Below are 18348 nucleotides of genomic sequence, written 5' to 3' on the forward strand. Positions count from 1 at the left end.
CGAAGGTCCGACGAACCGCTTTGGCGCACGAGATCGATGTCCTGACACGAACCGGGCTTGTTTGGGATAAGGTTTCTCGAGGCGCACGCCCGGCAACAGCGCACAACCGCCGGGGAACGCACCACGACACAGCAAAAGTTGTACCAGTCATTTGTACTGAACCTTCGCGCAAGGCTCATACTCGAACGCTTCAGACGTCACTTACGGAGATCCACCCATGGCCAGCATCAAGGCAAAGACCGCTCAAGAAATCCTGATGAACGACTTCCAGACTTTGGTCGCCGACACCGAGCGCTTGCTCGAGCACACCGCCACCCTGGCCGGCGATCAGGCCGATGAGCTGCGCGAGCAGATTCACGACAGCCTGCTGCGCGCCCGCGAAACCTTGAAACTGACCGAAGAAACCTTGCGTGATCGCGGTCAGGCGGCGGTCACTGCCACCGAAGATTACGTCTCGGCCAACCCTTGGCAGTCCGTCGGTATTGCCGCCGGTGTCGGCTTCCTGATCGGCCTGTTGGCTACCCGGCGCTGATTATGTCGATCGGTGAATCCGGCCCGGCTGCGGGCACCGCCTCTTCCACGCGACGCCTGGGCGCCGCCGTTCTCGGTCTGCTGCACAGCCATGTCGAATTGTTCGGCATTGAATTGCAGGAGCAGAAATCACGTACCGTCAGCCTGTTACTGTTCGCAGGCCTGGCGTTGGTCTTTGCCCTGTTATTACTGGTGGGCTTATCGACACTGGTGATGATTGTGTTCTGGGACACTTATCGCCTTGCTGCGATCATTGGCCTGTGCGTGTTCTATACCCTGGCCTCGATCTTCTGCGCGCTGCGCCTCAAGGCTGCGATCTTCGATGAGTCTTCGCCTTTCCACGGCACGCTCGAAGAGCTGGCCAACGACCGGGAGCGCCTGCTGCCATGAGCCTGCCTGAACTGCCACACAACAGCTCGCGTCGGGAAATGCGCAAGGCGTTGATCCGCCTGCGCATGGAAATGCATCGTCAGGAAATCCGACATGAAGCCGGGCAAGTGTTGCAGCCTCTGCAGCGCATGCGCGGCATGTCGCAAAACCTGCAAGGTGGTTTCGGCATCAAACACGCGCCTTTGTGGGGCGTGGCCGCCGTTACGCTATTGGGATTCATCACTGGCAAAGGCGCGAAAAGCGGCGGTGTCGGTGGCCTGACCCGCTTGATCCGGCTCGGCACCAGCCTCGGGCCGCTGATCAAACTGGTGATGCAGAGCTCGGCGAAACGCTAAACAGATACATCTGGCTACATTCTTGCACTGTCGGCGGGATGAACCTCTTTATCCGGAGGTTCAATCCCGCGCGCCTACCCGGTCGGCGGGGTTCACCAGAACAAGAACCACTAAGGAGGCCCCGTGATCGACGGGCAACCGCTCGCCTGCTTTCAGCCTTTCATCGATACCGCCACCGGACGCATTGCCGGCGTCGAAGCGCTGGGGCGCCTGCGCCAGGCCGACTGTCAACTGAACTCGGTTGGGCCTCTATTCGCCGACCCGCGCACGCCCGCCATTGCCCTGCGCCGTCTCGACCGGCAGATCCGCGATAACGCCTTGAGCCGCTTGCATGAAGCGCCGGCAGACTGGTTTCTCAGCCTGAACATGTCGCCACGCTGGATCAGTCGCCTGCGCGCCGATCAAGCCCTGCCCAGCCTCAAACAATTGGCGCGCTACGGTATCGATCCGCAACGCATCGTCTTCGAGATCACCGAACTGGGCGGCAATGGTCAACGTCTGGCCGAAGTCGTCGCGCGCTATCGCGAGGCCGGAGCGAGGATTGCTATCGATGACTTTGGCGCCGGCTACTCGCAACTCGATCGGGTGCTGGCGTTGCAACCGGACATTCTCAAACTTGATATGCGGCTGTTCCAGGCTGCGGCACTGGGTGGGCCGAGCAGCGACGTGGTCAAGGCCCTGGCGCAGATGGCCGAGAAGACCGGTTGTTGGATCATCGCCGAAGGCGTCGAGACCGAAGCACAGTTGAATTTCGCCCTGGAATGCGGATCGCGCTATGTGCAGGGATTCCTGTTCGCGCGGGCACAGGAGGCGTTTTTCCCCAGTGACGCGTTCGTCCAACGCTTCGCCGAGCTGCGCCAGCGCTATGTCCGGCAGAAACTCGTGGAGCGCGGGCGGCTGATGCAAATGCGCCAGCAACTCGCTGAACTGATGTCGATCCTGCAAGCCTGGGCTCAGGCCCATGCCCCTTTGAGCGCTTTGCCGCAACTGGACGCCTTCCCCTGGCTGCTGCGGTTTTATCAATGCGATCGCCACGGCACGCAACTGACGCCCAATCTGGAATGGCGGCAGCATGGCTGGGTCGCCGACAATCGCTATCTGGGGCACAACTGGTCGTGGCGCCCGTACTTCTATCATTTGCTCGCCGAAGGTTGGGAGGAGCGGCGCTTGACGCTCTCCAATACCTACCGCGATGCCACCAGCAATCAGTACTGCCTGACAGCCGGGCAGTTTTTCGACAACGGTGAACGTTTGCTGCTGATCGACATTGACGCCGCCGGACTGTAGTTCCGCTTGCAGGGGCGGACGTGAACCGGGAAGCTAGGGGCCAACGCCCCCAGTCACCTGACGGAGAGAATCAGCCTTGGATTGGCACACCCTGCTCAACCGCGAACGCCTCGGCAAGCCGCTGCACAGCCCGCAAGAACTTGGCCGCAGCCCTTTCCACAAAGACCATGACCGCATCATCTTCTCCGGCGCCTTCCGCCGTCTCGGGCGCAAGACCCAGGTCCACCCGGTCACCAGCAACGATCATATTCACACGCGCCTGACCCACTCGCTGGAAGTCAGTTGCGTCGGCCGTTCGCTGGGCATGCGGGTGGGGGAAACCCTGCGCAATGCCTTGCCCGAATGGTGCGACCCGGCCGATCTCGGCATGGTGGTGCAATCGGCGTGTCTGGCCCACGACATTGGCAATCCGCCGTTTGGTCATTCCGGTGAAGATGCTATCCGCCACTGGTTCCAGCAGGCCGCCGGACGCGGCTGGCTCGACGGCATGAGCGAAGCCGAACGCGCCGACTTCCTCAATTTCGAAGGCAATGCCCAGGGTTTCCGGGTCCTGACTCAGCTGGAGTATCACCAGTTCGACGGCGGCACCCGACTGACCTACGCCACCCTCGGCACTTACCTGAAGTACCCGTGGACCGCGCGCCACGCCGACTCCCTGGGCTACAAGAAACACAAATTCGGCTGCTATCAGAGCGAGTTGCCGCTGCTCGAGCAGATCGCCCACAAACTGGGCCTGCCGCAAATCGAAGACCAGCGCTGGGCGCGTCATCCGCTGGTGTACCTGATGGAAGCCGCCGACGACATCTGCTACGCGCTGATTGATCTCGAAGACGGTCTCGAAATGGAGCTGCTGGAGTACGCCGAAGTCGAATCGCTGCTGCTCGGGCTGGTGGGTGATGATCTGCCGGAAACCTATCGCCAGCTCGGCCCGCAGGATTCGCGCCGACGCAAACTGGCGATCCTGCGTGGCAAGGCCATCGAGCATTTGACCAACGCCGCCGCACGGGCCTTTGTCGAGCAACAGGACGCCCTCCTCGCCGGCACGCTGCACGGCGATCTGGTCGAGCACATGCACGGCCCGGCCAAGCGTTGCGTGCTGAATGCCAAGGACATCGCCCGCAAGAAAATCTTTCAGGACAAACGCAAAACCCTGCATGAAATCGGCGCCTATACCACGCTCGAGATTCTGCTCAACTCGTTCTGCGGCGCGGCGCTGGAACAACACAACGGTCGTACACCGTCATTCAAAAGCCGGCGCATTCTCGATCTGCTGGGCAGTAACGCACCGGATCCGCAGGGATCGTTACACACGTCGTTTCTGCGCATGATCGATTTCATCGCCGGCATGACCGACAGCTACGCCAGCGACATGGCGCTGGAAATGACCGGGCGCTCCAGTCACTGACCCGCTCGCCTACGGGCGGCCATAACGATGGCCGCCCGTATCCACACAGCCTGTGATTATCGACCCACAAGTGTCGACTGGCGTCTGATATGGCTGGAATAGCGGCAATTATTGCGCCGACGAATCAGCAACTTTAAACATCTTTAAAAAGCCATTTACGGCCAGTACTTGCAAATCATTCAAGTCAAACTATAAGCCCGTTCAAATCCAGCACTTCCTTACGTCAAACCTAGTTTGGTTGTAGTCCGTTTCTTCATTAATTGTAGGATTAATCCGATATCGTGACTGAAGCCACGTCACTTCATGCGAGTGCTCATTCAACTGAGCTAAGGTGCGCGCTTTATTCGTGCTTGCATGGGATTTGATTATGAACTCCGTTTTTATTGTCGACGATCACCCGGTCATCCGTCTCGCCGTTCGAATGCTGCTGGAGCATGAAGGTTACAAGGTCGTCGGTGAAACCGATAACGGAGTCGATGCCATGCAAATGGTGCGCGAGTGCATGCCCGATCTGGTCATTCTCGATGTGAGCATCCCCAAGCTGGATGGCCTCGAAGTACTGGCTCGCTTCAATGCCATGGGTTCCCCGTTAAAGATCCTGATCCTGACGGCACAGTGTCCGACGCTGTTCGGCATTCGCTGCATGCAATCCGGCGCATCGGGTTATGTCTGTAAACAGGAAGATTTGAGTGAACTGGTCAGTGCGATCAAAGCGGTACTGTCCGGTTACAACTATTTCCCCAGCCAGGCATTGAATCCGGTGCGCAGCGACGACATCCGTTTTGCCGAACTTGAATTATTCAAATCCGTTAATGATCGCGAGTTGATGGTCTTACAACTTTTCGCCCAGGGTCGCACTAACAAGGAAATAGCCAAGGGCATGTTTCTGAGTAATAAAACCGTCAGCACCTACAAAAAACGTCTGATGCAAAAACTCAAGGCCAAATCCCTTGTAGAACTTATCGAGATGGCCAAACGAAACGCACTCGTGTGAGAGCCCGCATGCCTAGCCGTTTAAAGGACTATTTAATTGCGTTGAGCGCAGGTTTTTACCTGAGCGCCAATGTGTTCGCCATGCCCGGCACGTCACCTGACTACGCCTTGCTCAGCCGGTCGGCGGACGAGCCAGTTCCGGTCACGCTCGAACACTCCCAACGGCAGTGGCTGCTGACACGTAACGAACTGGTCGTGGGCACCTCCGCGCCCGACTACCCGCCTTTTGACATGACGACCAGCGGCAAGGATTACGAAGGTCTGACGGCCGATTACGCCGGGCTCCTCGGCCAGGCCACCGGTCTACCGATCCGGGTGCAGCGCTTTCCCTCTCGGGACGCGGCGATTAGCGCACTGGTCGATGGCCGGATCGACCTGCTCGGTACCGCGAACGGTTTCGAAGCGGGCAATGCCAACCTGGCGCTGTCGATACCCTATGCCATTGACATGCCGGTGCTGGTTACCCGCGAGGACGAAACCCGCTCACTCACCGAAGGCCTGGCCGGGCTGCGATTGAGCATGGTCTATCACTATCTGCCGTTGCCCGAAGTCAAAGCGCTGTACCCCAAAGCGCTCATCACCTGCTACCCCTCCTACCAGAATGCAATCAACGCCGTGGCGTTCGATCAGGCCGATGTGTTTCTCGGCGACACGCTTTCAACTCACTACATGATCAACAAGGGTTATCTGAACAACGTGCGCATGGCCAATTTCGGCAAGCAGGAAGCCCAGGGATTCAGCTTCGCCGTGCGCCGCAACAACCCACAACTGCTGGCGATCATCGATGCAGTACTAAAAGCTGTGCCGGCCAGTGAGCGTGACAATATTGCCAAGCGCTGGAGCGCTGGCAGCGATCTGCTGCTCACCGACCGGAAACTGCAACTGACACAGCGCGAAGAAGCGTGGCTCAAACAACATCCGGTGGTCAGTGTGGTGGTCAATGAAGCGTTCGCGCCGCTGACATTCTTTGACAACGACGGTAATTTTCGCGGCATCAGTGCCGACCTGCTCGAGCTGATCCGCCTGCGCACCGGCCTGCGTTTCGAGATCCGTCGCAGCCGCAACGACGCGGAAATGATCCAGCAGATCGACCGTCATCAAGCCGATCTGATCGCCGCATTACTGCCGACGGCGGAGCGCGAGAAAACCCTCAATTTCAGTCGTCCCTATCTGGAAAACTCCTACGTTCTGCTGACCCGCAAAAGCGCGGATGGTCCGACCAATCTGGGCAAGCTCAAGGGCAAGCGACTGGCGATTGCCCAAGGCAATCCGATGGTCGAGTACCTGCGTCGGGAATATCCGCGCATCCAGTTGATCGAAACGGCAGATACGTTCAGCGCGGTGTCCCAGCTCGCTGAAGGCCATGTCGACGGTGCGGTGAACTCGCTGGTGATTGCCAACTACTTCATTTCTTCACGAATCTTCAATCAGGCGCTGCAGATCACCACCACGATCGGCACGGGCCAGGCGGCGTTTTCACTGGCGACCGCGCGGGACAACACGGAACTGACGTCGATCATCAACAAGGCGTTGTTGAGCATCGCCCCCGACGAACTGGGGGTGATCAATGGACGCTGGCGCGGTTACTCGACTGTCTCGCAGAACATCTGGCACAACTACCAACGCCTGTTCTATCAAGTGATCATCGGCGCTTTCCTGTTACTGCTGTTGCTGCTGGTCTGGAACGCTTACATGCGCCACCAGATCAAAAAACGCCAGGCTGCCGAACGAGCGCTGAACGACCAGTTCGAATTCATGCGTTCGCTGGTCGACGGCACACCGCATCCAATTTACGTGCGCGACCGCCAGGGCCGGTTGCAAAGTTGCAATGAGAGCTATCTCGAAGCATTCAATGCCCGCCGCGAGGATGTCATCGGCAAAAACGTCATCGATGGCTCCCTGAGCAATGCCTTCGAGGCCCAGGCCTTTCAGGCCGATTACCAGCGTGTCATCGCCGAAGGCACGCCGATGGTCGTCGACCGGCCCCTGCACATCGGCAACCGGCGTCTGACGATCTATCACTGGATACTGCCGTACCGCGACTCCAGCGGTGAGGTGAAAGGCATCATTGGCGGCTGGATCGACATCAGCGAGCGCCGCCAGTTGTTCGACGAGTTGCGTACGGCCAAAGAACGGGCGGATGAGGCCAACCGGGCGAAAAGCACCTTTCTGGCGACCATGAGCCACGAGATCCGCACGCCGATGAACGCGGTGATCGGCATGCTCGAACTGACGCTCAAACGCATGGATCCGCAGCATCCGGATCGCTCATCCATCGACACCGCGTACCACTCGGCCAAGGACTTGCTGGGTTTGATCGGCGACATTCTCGACATCGCACGGATCGAATCCGGGCGTCTGAGTCTTTGCCCGGAACGGGTCAATCTGGTCGATACGGTGACGTCAGTCGCCAGGATCTTCGACGGTCTCGCCCGGCAGAAAAACCTCTCCCTGCAAGTCATCTTCAACCCACCGGATCTGGCCGTCGATGTGCATCTGGACCCACTGCGTTTCAAGCAGGTGCTGTCGAATCTGGTCAGCAATGCGATCAAATTCACTGAGCAGGGGCATGTGCGGATCACCCTCGACCTCATGAACACCGATGTACCTGCCCGCGCCCTGATGCAGTTGACCGTACAGGACAGCGGCGTCGGTATCAGTGCCGAGGATCAGCAGCGCTTGTTCGAACCGTTTGCCCAAGCGGAAAACAGCAGCCAGCAAGGCAGAGGTGGTGCCGGCCTGGGGCTGGTGATCAGCCGTAACCTGTGCGAAATGATGGGCGGGCAATTGCAATTGAGCAGCCAGCCTGGCATCGGCACCCAGGTCTGCGTCTCGCTGGCACTGGAAACGCTGCCGATACAGCTGAGCACGGTCAAAAGTGAATCCCCAATCAAGGCATCGCAGACCCCCTTACGCGTGTTGGTGGTGGACGACCATCCCGCCAATCGCCTGCTGATGTGTCAACAACTGGAGTTTCTCGGCCATCACTTCAGCATTGCCGAGAACGGTTGCAGCGGCCTGGAACTGTGGAAGACCGGTCACTTCGATCTGGTGATTGTCGACTGCAACATGCCGTTGATGAATGGCTATGATCTGACCCGCGCCATTCGTCAGCAGGAACTGCAGGCGCGCTGTCCGCCATGCACCGTGCTGGGTTTCACGGCCAATGCGCAGCCCGAAGAAATCCAGCGCTGCAAGCAGGCCGGCATGAACGACTGCCTGTTCAAACCCCTGAGCCTGAGCCTGCTCAGCCAGTGGGTCGATGGCATCACACCGACATCAGCGCCGCCGGCTTTCAACCTGCAAAACCTGAACATGCTGACCGGTGGCAATCCGGCCCAGGCTCGCCGTCTGCTGGCGGAATTGCTCAAAAGCAGCCGTATCGACCGAGAGGAACTGCTCGCACTGTCGCCGGAACAGGATCGCGGGGCGCTGGCGGTGGTCGCTCACAAAATCAAGGGTGCGGCACGTATCGCGCAGGCATCGCGCGTGATCGAGTGTTGCGATGCCCTTGAGCAGGCCTGCGCCGAGGCCATGGCGACAGACGAAGTCGCTCGCCGTTGCGAGGCGAGCAACCGCGCCATGCTCGAACTGGAGCAGGCACTACAGCAACAATTGGCGGTGTCGGATCGAAGCACAATGAGCTTGCCTTAACTATGCTTGGCGCTGAGCAGTGAGTTAACCATCATGGAGAGTCCGAAATGCCCAGCCCACTGCGCCCGGAGCAACGCCGGTTTCCGCTGCATGTGCACATCAGCGTCATGTTCACATTCCTGTTGCTGCTCACCGGGGTCGTACTGGGCCTGTTCAATTATCACCAGACCACGCAGATCATCCTGTCGAGCAGCGAAAAGCTGTTCGACAGGATCGAACAAGACGTACGTCTGGACATGTCCGCCACCTATCAGCCGATTCGGCACCTGCTGAGTTTGCTGGCGGATGACCCCGCCACTCAGGCCGCGCGCCTTGAACAACGCTTGCCCTTGCTCCGACCGTTTAGCCAGTCGCTCAGCGACAATCCCAATCTGGCGTCGCTATATCTGGGTTATGCCAATGGCGATTTTTTCATGGTGCGTCCGCTGCGCAGCGCCGCCATCAAGACATTGCTCAAGGCCCCTGAAGCGGCGGCGTATCAGGTCTGGAGTATCGAACATGACCCGCAGGGCGCGATGCACTCGCAATCGCTGTTTTTTGACCAGACATTGTCGCTGATCAGCCGTCAGGACAACCCCGACGACAGCTACGATCCGCGTAGCCGCGCGTGGTTCAACCATGCTCGCCAGCAAAACGAACAAATCACCACCGAGCCCTACGTGTTTTTCTCCACGCGCAATGTCGGCACGACGCTGGCCCGACGCAGCGGCGAGAACGCCGTCATCGGTGCTGACCTGACGCTGGTCGCCCTGTCGGCGGCGCTGAGCAAACATGTCGTCACACCCTCCACCGAAATTGCCCTGTTCGATGCCGAAGGCAACGCTGTGGCCTATCCCGACAGCGAACGCCTGATCGTCGACAGTAGCGGCGCGCATCTGGCCAAAGCGGCGGATCTGAGTCCGGGCTTGCATGCGCTGTTGTCCGGCGCAGCCACAGGCAATCGCCTGGAAGCCGATGGTCGCCAGTGGATCGTCGCCCGCAGCAACATTCAGGAGGGCGGTCCGAAAGGTTTGCAGTTGGCGCTGCTGGTGCCCGAGGACGAGTTATTGATCGATGCCTACCGCCTGCGCTGGCAAGGCGCGCTGATAACCCTCGCGACCCTGCTGCTGTGCCTGCCGCTGGGCTGGGTGATTTCGCGAATTCTGGTCAAGCCGTTGCATGCACTGGTCAAGGAAGCCGACGCGATTCGCAGTTTCGATTTCAACTTTCCTCTGGCCCGCCGCTCGCCGGTGCTTGAAGTCGACCAGTTGAGCGTGTCGATGGCGCGGATGAAAGACACTCTGGCGAGTTTCTTCCGGATTACCGACACCCTCGGCGCCGAAACCCGCTTCGCCCCGCTGCTGCAACGGGTGCTGTTTGAAACGGTGCAGATTGCGCAGGCGCAGGCAGGGCTGATCTATCTGCGTGAAAGCGACAGCAGCCGCATGGAGCCATACGGGCTGGTGATCGATGGTACGTCTCAGGCGTTGGAAGCATTCGACATTCAGGGCCACGACCTGCAGCAGAACAAAGGGCCGGCGTGGTTTGAACAATTGGTCGRCGCCAATAACGTGGTGAGCAACTTCGGCGTCGATCAGGCCGGCGACTTGCAGAAGGTCCTGCTGGCAATGCAATCGCCCCGCATCCATCTGATCGGCATCCGCCTGCACAACCGCCACGACGAAACCATCGGCCTGCTGATTCTGCTGGTGAGCGACAGCGGCACGGCAGCCGATCTGGAAAAACTGCGCCCTGATCGCATCGCGTTCCTCCAGGCTGTCTCCGGCGCGGCGGCGGTCAGCATCGAGAGCCAACGCCTGCAAGCCCGCCAAAAGCAATTGCTCGACGCCTTCATTCAACTGCTCGCTGGCGCCATCGACGCCAAGAGTCCGTACACCGGCGGCCATTGTCAGCGCGTGCCAGAGCTGACGTTGATGCTCGCTCAGGCGGCAGCGGCAAGCGAGGCGCCGGCGTTCAGTGCCTACCAACCGAGCGAGGATGAATGGGAAGCCTTGCACATTGCCGCGTGGCTGCACGACTGCGGCAAGGTGACGACGCCGGAATACGTGGTCGACAAGGCCACCAAACTGGAAACCATCAACGACCGTATTCATGAAATTCGCACGCGTTTCGAAGTGCTCAAGCGTGATGCCTGGATCAGCTATTGGCAGGCGTGCGCTCTGGGCGGCGATGAGACTGCACTGGCCGAATTGCGCGATGCCACGCTGACGGCGCTGGACGACGATTTTACGTTTGTCGCGCGCTGCAATCTGGGCAGTGAAGCGATGGCAGAGGCGGATCTGCAGCGCCTTGACCATCTGGCGCAACGCACCTGGCTACGCACCCTTGATGACCGCTTGGGCGTGTCATGGGAAGAGAACCGGCGTCAGGCGCGCACGCCGGCACCGAATCTGCCGGTCAGTGAAAAGCTTTTGGCAGACAAGCCAGAGCACTTGCTTGAACGCGACCCGAACGAGTTGATCCCCGAAGACAATCCATGGGGCTTCAAACTGGATGTACCGCACTACAAATACAATCGCGGCGAGCTGTACAACCTGAGCATCAACCGTGGCACCCTGACCCGCGAAGAGCGCTACATGATCAATCACCACATGGTGCAGACGATCATGATGCTCAGCCACCTGCCCTTCCCCGGCCACCTCGACAGCATTGCCGAAATCGCCGGCGGTCATCATGAAAAAATGGACGGCACCGGTTACCCGAAACGCCTGAAGCGTGAGGACATGAGCCTGCCCGCGCGAATGATGGCGATTGCCGATATCTTTGAGGCGCTGACCGCAGCCGATCGCCCGTACAAAAAGGCCAAAACCCTGAGCGAGGCCTTGGCGATCATGGCCACCATGTGCCGTGAGGCGCACATCGATGCTCAGCTATTCGGATTGTTCATCAACGAAGGCGTTTACATGCAGTACGCCGTGCGCTTTCTCGATCCCGCACAGATCGATAACGTCGATCCGGCCAGCCTGTTGCACAAGGCTGGCCTCACCGCATGATCAGCAGTCGGTCAGACGCAGGAAAATCGCTGCCAGTTGCTCGATGCCAGCCTGATCCTGCGCGGTAAAACGCGCCAGCTTCGGGCTGTCGAGGTCGAGTACACCGATCAGGCGACCGTCCTTGACCAACGGCACGACCAGCTCGCTGTTCGAGGCGCTGTCGCAGGCGATATGCCCCGGGAACGCGTGTACGTCTTCAACGCGCTGGGTTTGCCGAGTGGCCGCCGCCGCGCCACACACACCACGGCCAAACGGGATGCGCACGCAGGCGATCTGCCCCTGGAACGGACCAAGCACCAGTTCTTCGTTGCGATTGAGGTAAAAGCCCGCCCAGTTCAGGTCATCGAGCTGGTTGAACAGAAACGCCGAAAACTGCGCGGCGTTGGCGATGAAATCGCGCTCGTCCGCCAGCAGCGATTCCAGTTGTGCGGCCAACATGCCATAGCCTTCGAGGCCCTGGCCGCTTTGTTGCAAATCAATCATGCCTTGTGCTCCAACAATTTCAGTCCCACCCAGTAACGGGCGAATTGGTACGCGCAACGTCCGTTGCGATTACCGCGGCCGGTGGCCCAACGCACGGCGAGGATGTCCAGTGCTTCGTCGCGCTGCCAGCTCAGGCCGGCCTTGGCGGCCAACTGGCCGATCCAGTGTTCGACGACGTTAAGGAAGTGTTCTTGGGTAAACGGATAGAACGACAGCCACAGACCGAAACGGTCCGACAGCGCGATCTTGTCTTCAACGGCTTCGCTGGGATGCAGTTCGCCGTCGACGCGTTTCCAGTTTTCGTTATCGCTCTCCTTTTCCGGCACCAAGTGGCGGCGGTTGGAGGTGGCGTACAGCAAGACATTGTCCGGGGCCTGCTCGAGCGAGCCGTCGAGGACGCTTTTGAGAACGCGATAATCGCCTTCACCGGATTCGAACGACAAGTCATCGCAAAACAGCACGAAGCGTTGTGGCAGCTTGCCGATCTGCTCGACCACCCGCGGCAGATCCGCCAGATGATCACGCTCGATCTCGATCAGGCGCAGGCCGGTGGCGGCGTGTTCCGCCAGCAAGGCCCGCACCAGCGACGACTTGCCGGTACCGCGCGAACCCCAGAGCAACGCATGGTTGGCCGGCATGCCATCGAGAAACTGCTGGGTGTTGCGCCCCAGCTGTTCGAGCTGACGGTCAACGCCGATCAGGTCGGACAAGCGCATGTCGAGGCTGACTTCCAGCGGCATCAGATAGCCGCTGCGCCCGTCGCGTTGCCAGCGCGCCGCCAGACAAGTGCCCCAGTCGATCACCGGCCGTGGTGCCGGCAACAACGGTTCGATACGCGCCAGAACCGACTCGGCGCGTTCAAGAAAAGCATTTAATCGGGAATCCACGTCTTCTCCTCGGGCACGTTCACAGTGATGATGGTGAATCCTGCGACGACACACAGATAAAAATCACCCTACCAAGCCTTGTTACAAGGCGATTCGGGAACCTCGGTATCCATACATGATCGACTATGCTTGAGCAGCGAAGGGAAACGGAAGTGGTTCAACACCCCATGGATATCAAATTCACCCACCGGCTGTCTTACAAGCAAGCCAGGCTTACCGTGCTGGTCGGGTTCATTCTGGGCACGCTGCTCAGCCTGCTGCAAATCGGCATCGATTATGCCAGTGAAGACGCCTCCATCAACCGTGAAATCCTGTCTTTGCTGGAAATCAGCCACAACCCGGCCTCACGGATCGCCTACAACATCGACGCCGAACTGGCGCAGGAACTGACCCTGGGCCTGTTGCGCTCGCCGGCAATCATTTCTGCGCAACTGATCGACAACAACAATACGGTGCTGGCCAGCGTCAAACGACCGGAACTGCAAAGCGGCTATCGGGTCATCAGCGACTTCCTGTTTGGCGCCAAACGCCAGTTCGAAGACCGTCTGTATCTGGATCATCTGCCCAATGAATCGCTGGGCGTGTTAAGCCTTGAGGTCGACACCTATGCCTTCGGCAGTCGCTTCCTGCGCCGCGCCGAGGTGACCCTGCTCAATGGCTTCGCCCGCAGCCTGATTCTCACCGGCATCCTGTTGGCGCTGTTCTATGTGATGTTGACCAAACCACTGGTGCGGGTCATCCGCGAACTCAGCGGGCGCGACCCGCGCAGCGCCGAGCCGACCACGCTGGAGTGCCCGTCCGGCCACGGCAACGATGAAATCGGCGTGCTGGTCAAAGTCGCCAATCAGCAATTCGAGAACATTGCCACCGAGATCCAGCAGCGACGCAACGCCGAAAACCGTCTGACCGACTACCTCGGACAACTGGAAAACATCGTCTCGGCGCGCACCGCTGAACTCAAGGCGATCAACGCACGGCTGAGCCAGTCCAATCAGGAACTCGAAGTCGCCCGCAGCACCGCCCTGGAAATGGCCGAGGCCCGCTCGGCGTTCCTCGCCAACATGAGCCATGAGATCCGCACGCCGCTCAACGGCCTGCTGGGAATGATCGCGCTGTCACTCGACGGTCCGTTGAATGCCGAACAGCAGCAACAACTGTCGATCGCCCACGACTCGGGCAAGGTGCTGGTCGAATTGCTCAACGATATTCTCGACCTGTCGAAGTTCGATGCCGGGCAACTGGAGCTTGAGCACATCCCGTTCGATCTTGGCTCGTTGATTGAAGACACCGCCAACCTGTTGTCGCAGAATGCCGCGCCGAGCGTCGAACTGACCTGCCTGATCGACCCGCACTTCCCGGCACTGGTGCTGGGCGATCCGACTCGCGTGCGGCAGATCGTCAGCAATCTGCTGTCCAACGCGCTGAAATTCACCCGCTTCGGCCGGGTGGATGTGCGCTTGTCGACCTACAAGGATGGCGTGCGCATCGAGGTCTGCGACACCGGCATCGGTATCGCCCAGGACGCGCAGCTGAAAATCTTCCAGCCGTTCACTCAAGCGGGCGCCGGTATCACTCGACAATACGGCGGCACCGGGCTGGGTCTGGCGCTGACCTACAACCTCTGCGAAGCCATGCAGGGGCGTCTGACCATCAGTTCCGAAACCGGGTTCGGCAGTCAGTTCTGTGCCGAGCTGCCATTGCCGTGTCATACCCGCGCACTGGTTCCGGCGCCGCTGCACGGAAAAATCCTCGCCATCACCGCTGCCAGCAGTGGACTGGCGGAACTGTTGCAGAGCCTGCTGCCGGTGTGGGGACTTGCATATGAGCAGCGCACCATCGATGACTCACTGCTGGGCCTGACGCCGGACGTGGTGATCACCGATTGTCCGGAGTGCCTGTTCGGCTTGCGCCCGACGCTTGGGGCACCGATTCTGCTGGTAACCGCCTACGGCAGTTTCCTGCCCAGCGAAGAAGCCGCCGCACTCGCGCCTCTGCAGCAACAGGCCCGACCATTGGCGCGTAATGCGCTGTACCAGAACCTGCGACGTACCCTGCAACCGGACGTGGTCGCCGTTAACGATGCGCAGTTGGAAACGTCTCCCTCGGTGCGGCGCGGGCGGGTGTTGCTGGTCGAGGACAACCCGGTCAACCAACTGGTGGCCAAAGGCATGCTCGGCAAACTGGGCTGCGAGGTCATCGTCGCCGCCCACGGTGCCGAAGCACTGGATCAGTTGGAGTATCACGAATTCGATCTGGTGCTGATGGACTGCAACATGCCCGTGATGGATGGCTACGAAGCCAGCCGACAGATCCGTCAAAGCGGGCGCTGGCCGAGCCTGCCCATCGTCGCTCTGACCGCCAACGCCATGTCCGAAGAACGCGAACGCTGTCGCGCAGCCGGCATGAGCGACTATCTGGCCAAGCCGTTTCGCCGTGAAGAGCTGGCGGCGCTGCTCGATCAGTGGATCCCGACTACGACAGCGCTTTGATCTGCCCCAGCAAGTGATCGAGGCCGTCACGCAACTCATTGAGACGGTCCAGATCCACCCCGCTGTCGCACAGCAATCGGGCCTTGAGCGGCCCGACCTGCTCGCGCAAGGCTTGGCCGGCTGGTGTCAGGCTCAGGTGCACTTCGCGCTCGTCACGCGTTGAACGCTGGCGCTGTACCCATTGCAACTGTTCCAGACGCTTGAGCAATGGCGTCAGCGTGCCCGAGTCCAGTGCCAGACGCTCGCCCAACGCCTTGACCGTCGGTTGCTCCGGCGCAGCGTCCTGCCATTCCCACAACACCAGCATCGCCAGGTATTGCGGGTACGTCAGGCCCAACTGATCGAGCATCGGTTTGTAGGCACGAATCACCGCTCGAGAGGCGGCGTACAGCTTGAAGCACAACTGGTTGTCGAGCTTCAGCGAATCGACCGGCAAGCTGTTCATTTGAGCAGGGCTTCGATCTCGCCGCTCAGCTCCTGCGGCTTGGTGGCCGGGGCAAAACGCTTGACCAGTTTTCCGTCCTTGCCAATCAGGAACTTGGTGAAGTTCCACTTGATGCCTTGGGAGCCAAGCAGGCCCGGCGCGCGTTTTTTCAGCTGCACGAACAGCGGATGCGCGTCTCCACCGTTAACGTCGATCTTCTTGAACAGCGGGAAGCTGACGCCGAAGTTCAGCTCGCAGAACTCACTGATCGCCCCTTCGTTACCCGGCTCCTGCTTACCGAACTGATTGCACGGAAAGCCCAGAACCACCAGGCCCTGATCCTTGTAGGTCTGCCACAGTTCTTCGAGGCCTTTGTACTGTGGAGTGAAACCGCATTTGCTCGCGGTGTTGACCACTAAAACCGCCTTACCGGCGAAATCGGCGAGGGTCTTTTGCTCCCCCTTGATGGTGGTGCACGGAATGTTCAACAGGTTGTCGCTCATGGCGTCGGGCTCCGCAGACAGTCAAGAAAGATCAAACATAGCGAGCAATTAAATTGTGTGCAATTTAATTATTCAAAAACAAGGCGACCCGAAAGTCGCCTTCATTGGTTTATGCGCGTGGAACCAGATCCAGGCACACCGAATTGATGCAATAGCGCAAGCCGGTCGGCGGTGGGCCGTCCGGGAACACATGGCCCAGATGCGCATCGCAGCGCGCGCACTTCACTTCCGTACGGATCATGCCGTGACTGATGTCACGGATTTCAGTCATCGCGCTTTCGCCGATTGGCGCGTAGAAGCTCGGCCAGCCKCAGCCGGAGTCGAATTTGGTCTTGGAGTCGAACAGCGGCTCGTTGCAGCAGACGCAGTGGTAGATACCATCGGTCTTGGTGTCGTTGTATTTACCGGAGAACGGGCGCTCGGTCGCGCTCAGACGACAAACGTTGTACTGCTCAGGGTCGAGCATCGCCCGCCATTCTTCCAGGGTTTTTTCCAACTTTTCCATCATCACACCTCAGCGGCTGAAAAAGCCCGATCTGTACCTTTTCCACGGATCGGGCGGCACGTATGATTGCGCCTCGTCACGCACCAGTCTGGCAGCCAGACCGGGCGCATTCAAACGGATTATGGGAGCCACGGCTCAAGACGTCCGCCTGTGTGAAGACGCAGGAATCCCAGTACGGTTGTCCATCCGCCGCCTGGATCGTTCATTTTCGGGATCACATCGCCATGCAGTTCAGCAAATCGAACAAGCTCGCCAACGTCTGCTACGACATTCGCGGCCCGGTGCTCAAGCACGCCAAACGACTGGAAGAGGAAGGCCAGCGCATCCTCAAGCTGAACATCGGCAACCCGGCGCCGTTTGGTTTCGAAGCGCCGGACGAAATTCTTCAGGATGTGATCCGCAACCTGCCGACCGCGCAAGGCTACAGCGACTCCAAAGGTCTGTTCAGCGCGCGTAAAGCGGTGATGCAGTACTACCAGCAGAAGAATGTTGAAGGTGTCGGCATCGAAGACATCTATCTGGGTAACGGCGTTTCCGAACTGATCGTGATGTCGTTGCAGGCGCTGCTCAACAACGGCGACGAAGTGCTGGTGCCCGCCCCGGACTACCCGTTGTGGACTGCCGCCGTCAGCCTCGCCGGCGGTAACGCCGTACATTACTTGTGCGACGAAGGCGCCGACTGGTTCCCGGATCTGGCCGACATCAAGGCCAAGATCACCCCGAACACCAAAGCGATGGTGATCATCAACCCGAACAACCCGACCGGCGCGGTGTATTCGAAGGAAGTGTTGCTGGGCATGCTGGAAATCGCCCGCGCGCACAACCTGGTGGTGTTCTCCGACGAGATCTACGACAAGATTCTGTACGACGATGCCGTGCACATCTGCACCGCGTCGCTAGCCCCGGACTTGCTGTGCCTGACCTTCAACGGTCTGTCGAAGTCCTACCGTGTGGCGGGTTTCCGCTCCGGCTGGATCGCCATTTCCGGGCCGAAGCACAATGCCCAGAGCTACATCGAAGGCATCGACATGCTGGCCAACATGCGCCTGTGCGCCAACGTGCCGAGCCAGCATGCGATCCAGACCGCTTTGGGCGGCTATCAGAGCATCAACGACCTGGTGCTGCCGCAGGGTCGTCTGCTGGAACAGCGTAACCGCACCTGGGAATTGCTTAACGACATTCCTGGCGTGAGCTGCGTCAAGCCGATGGGCGCGCTGTATGCGTTCCCGAAGATCGACCCGAAAGTCTGCCCGATCCATAACGACGAGAAGTTCGTCCTCGACCTGCTGCTCTCCGAGAAGCTGCTGGTGGTACAGGGCACGGCGTTCAACTGGCCGTGGCCGGATCACTTCCGCGTGGTCACCCTGCCCCGCGTCGACGATCTGGAAATGGCCATCGGCCGTATCGGCAACTTCCTCAAGTCCTACCGCCAGTAACTGGCCAGCAGTGCGCAACGGCCAAACGTTGCG

General features: G+C 59.7%; 15 protein-coding genes. 10 read left to right on the top strand and 5 right to left on the bottom strand.

What is annotated here, in order from left to right; genetic code table 11:
* Nucleotides 1–217: 217 nt before the first annotated feature.
* The 8 genes from AC1DVF_RS16645 (at nt 218) to AC1DVF_RS16680 (ending at nt 11588) form a co-directional block, all read left to right on the top strand.
* Nucleotides 218–532 (top strand): ElaB/YgaM/YqjD family protein, encoded by a 315-nt coding sequence (locus AC1DVF_RS16645; protein ID WP_007908653.1) that lies wholly within the window; start codon nt 218–220, stop codon nt 530–532.
* Nucleotides 533–534: 2 nt separating this feature from the next.
* Nucleotides 535–921, top strand: coding sequence for a phage holin family protein (locus tag AC1DVF_RS16650; protein WP_093435120.1), 387 nt, complete (start codon nt 535–537; stop codon nt 919–921).
* The gene (locus tag AC1DVF_RS16655) at nt 918–1256 is read left to right on the top strand and encodes a hypothetical protein (RefSeq protein WP_093435122.1); all 339 of its coding nucleotides are present in this window, start codon (nt 918–920) and stop codon (nt 1254–1256) included. The genes AC1DVF_RS16650 and AC1DVF_RS16655 overlap by 4 nt, the downstream gene beginning before the upstream one ends.
* A gap of 123 nt (nt 1257–1379) precedes the next feature.
* Nucleotides 1380–2543, top strand: a complete 1164-nt coding sequence (locus AC1DVF_RS16660) for an EAL domain-containing protein (RefSeq protein WP_477782805.1) — start codon at nt 1380–1382, stop codon at nt 2541–2543.
* A gap of 76 nt (nt 2544–2619) precedes the next feature.
* Complete coding sequence (locus tag AC1DVF_RS16665) at nt 2620–3948, top strand: deoxyguanosinetriphosphate triphosphohydrolase (RefSeq protein ID WP_093435126.1); 1329 nt, start codon at nt 2620–2622, stop codon at nt 3946–3948.
* 367 nt (nt 3949–4315) lie between these two features.
* Nucleotides 4316–4942, top strand: a complete 627-nt coding sequence (locus AC1DVF_RS16670) for a response regulator transcription factor (protein ID WP_007908640.1) — start codon at nt 4316–4318, stop codon at nt 4940–4942.
* Between the two features lie 8 nt (nt 4943–4950).
* Nucleotides 4951–8595, top strand: a complete 3645-nt coding sequence (locus AC1DVF_RS16675) for a transporter substrate-binding domain-containing protein (RefSeq protein ID WP_477782806.1) — start codon at nt 4951–4953, stop codon at nt 8593–8595.
* Between the two features lie 47 nt (nt 8596–8642).
* On the top strand, nt 8643–11588 hold the full coding sequence (locus AC1DVF_RS16680) for an HD domain-containing phosphohydrolase (protein ID WP_477782807.1): 2946 nt from the start codon (nt 8643–8645) through the stop codon (nt 11586–11588).
* Here AC1DVF_RS16680 and AC1DVF_RS16685 read toward each other — a convergent pair whose 3' ends face one another.
* Nucleotides 11589–12071, bottom strand: coding sequence for a GAF domain-containing protein (locus AC1DVF_RS16685; protein WP_093435133.1), 483 nt, complete (start codon nt 12069–12071; stop codon nt 11589–11591).
* Entirely contained in the window at nt 12068–12958 is an 891-nt protein-coding gene (locus AC1DVF_RS16690) for an ATP-binding protein (RefSeq protein ID WP_093435135.1), read from the bottom strand. Before AC1DVF_RS16690 ends, AC1DVF_RS16685 begins: the two co-directional genes overlap by 4 nt.
* A 167-nt stretch (nt 12959–13125) precedes the next feature.
* Here AC1DVF_RS16690 and AC1DVF_RS16695 point away from each other — a divergent pair, with 167 nt between their 5' ends.
* Nucleotides 13126–15447 (top strand): hybrid sensor histidine kinase/response regulator, encoded by a 2322-nt coding sequence (locus AC1DVF_RS16695; protein ID WP_477782808.1) that lies wholly within the window; start codon nt 13126–13128, stop codon nt 15445–15447.
* Here AC1DVF_RS16695 and AC1DVF_RS16700 read toward each other — a convergent pair.
* From AC1DVF_RS16700 to msrB, 3 genes are all read right to left on the bottom strand, one after another.
* Nucleotides 15431–15892, bottom strand: a complete 462-nt coding sequence (locus AC1DVF_RS16700; RefSeq protein ID WP_116256540.1) for a MarR family winged helix-turn-helix transcriptional regulator — start codon at nt 15890–15892, stop codon at nt 15431–15433. The genes AC1DVF_RS16695 and AC1DVF_RS16700 overlap by 17 nt on opposite strands.
* The gene (locus AC1DVF_RS16705; RefSeq protein WP_477782809.1) at nt 15889–16374 is read right to left on the bottom strand and encodes a glutathione peroxidase; all 486 of its coding nucleotides are present in this window, start codon (nt 16372–16374) and stop codon (nt 15889–15891) included. The genes AC1DVF_RS16700 and AC1DVF_RS16705 overlap by 4 nt, the downstream gene beginning before the upstream one ends.
* A gap of 109 nt (nt 16375–16483) precedes the next feature.
* Nucleotides 16484–16879, bottom strand: coding sequence for a peptide-methionine (R)-S-oxide reductase MsrB (msrB, locus tag AC1DVF_RS16710; protein WP_477782810.1), 396 nt, complete (start codon nt 16877–16879; stop codon nt 16484–16486).
* Nucleotides 16880–17103: 224 nt separating this feature from the next.
* On the opposite strand from msrB, the gene AC1DVF_RS16715 reads away from it, so the two are divergent.
* Entirely contained in the window at nt 17104–18315 is a 1212-nt protein-coding gene (locus AC1DVF_RS16715; RefSeq protein ID WP_007908620.1) for a pyridoxal phosphate-dependent aminotransferase, read from the top strand.
* Nucleotides 18316–18348: the final 33 nt, after the last annotated feature.

The sequence above is a fragment of the Pseudomonas sp. P4_D7 genome (genome assembly GCF_056401755.1).